Source organism: Brevibacterium sp. LAARM2_SD2 (assembly GCF_057364785.1).
Genome location: NZ_JBNFOM010000056.1, coordinates 1 through 1,366 on the forward strand (window position 1 = coordinate 1; position 1,366 = coordinate 1,366).

Consider the following 1,366-nt stretch of genomic DNA (forward strand, 5'->3'; position numbering starts at 1 on the left):
GGCGGTTTCTAACTTCTAGTGCAACACCCTGGCCCCAGTGGCAAGGGAACACGAGAAGGAGGAATCGCGATGGGCACGAAGCTTATCTATCGAATGCCGAGCACGGTCATCGACGAGGCACTGAGAATGCTCGTCATCGAGCGCCTGCCTGTGCAGGCGATCGCAGCGGTCATGGGCGTGGGAATCACGTCCGTGAAACGCTGGGCCAGTTGCTGGGGAATCCCCCTGAGAAAGGGCAAGTATGGGGGCATGGCCATCACCATCGTGCACCATCGCCAGGCAGTGCTGAAGAGACCGGCGTATCATCGGCTCACGTTTGATGACCGGATCACGATCCAGGCGGGTTTGCAGTCGAACCCACCCCTGTCGGTGCGTGCGATCGCCGCCCAGATCGGGGTCAGCCATTCGACAGTGTCTCGTGAGATCACCCGCCATAGGGTCGCTTTCGGTGTCCAGGAGCCCCGGTACAGTGCCGCCGGGGCTCACGGGCGGGCACTTGTGATGCAGGCTCACAAGGAACACCGCCGCAAACGTCTCGATGACCCCTGGCTGCGGGCGTATGTCGTCAATGCGCTCAATGACAAATATTCGCCGCAGCAGATCGCCGGTAGGCTCCGTCGTGAGTTTCCTGATCGGAAGGATCTGCATGTGAGCTCCGAAACGATCTATCAGGCCCTCTATGTTCAGGGGCGGGGGACGTTGCGGCACGAGTTGGCTGTGGTCAAGGCCCTCAGATCGGGTCGTACAGGACGCAAGCCCCGGTCGCGGTTGGGAAGGAAGCCGAGTCGGCCCTGGTTGGACGGGGTGCGGTTGGCTGATCGCCCGCCCGAAGCCGATGACCGGCGGGTGCCTGGTCATTGGGAAGGTGATCTTGTCGTTGATGGGTGTGGTGGTGGCCTGGTCACCCTGGTTGAGCGTCGGTCCCGGTTCACGCTGTCGCGGAAGCTGCCGACGTGTTCATCAGCGAAGTCGTCACGCACGGTGACCGGGATCGTTCAGGACATGATCGCGTCGGTGCCCGAGGCCGTATTTTCGACACTGACGTGGGATCAGGGCTCGGAGATGGCAGAGCATGCGCGGATCACTGTGGCCACTGATTGCGAGGTGTTCTTCTGTGATCCGCATTCGCCGTGGCAGCGGCCGACGAATGAGAACACGAACGGTTTGGTGCGTGAGTACTATCCGAAAGGCACCCGGTTTGATTCCTCTGTCAGCGACAGTGATGTTCAAGCGATGCAGGATCAGCTCAATCGCAGGCCGCGGAAGGTTCTGGAGTACGCGACTCCGGCAGAGGTACTGGGAGACATGCTCCTTGCGGGCGTACCCTGAAGACACCCCAATGGTGCACTAGAAACCTGAACCTGCC

Annotated in this window: 1 protein-coding gene; it reads left to right on the forward strand. The window is 61.1% G+C overall.

Annotation, left to right across the window (positions count from 1 at the left end; translation table 11 throughout):
- The first annotated feature begins 69 nt into the window (after positions 1-69).
- On the forward strand, positions 70-1,329 hold the full coding sequence (locus AC2W7K_RS18040; RefSeq protein ID WP_198499905.1) for an IS30 family transposase: 1,260 nt from the start codon (positions 70-72) through the stop codon (positions 1,327-1,329).
- Positions 1,330-1,366 lie beyond the last annotated feature (37 nt).

Excerpts from the sequence above, each read along its gene's own strand:
- AC2W7K_RS18040 (WP_198499905.1), top strand. The coding sequence starts at position 70 with ATGGGCACGAAGCTTATCTATCGAATGCCGAGCACGGTCATCGACGAG.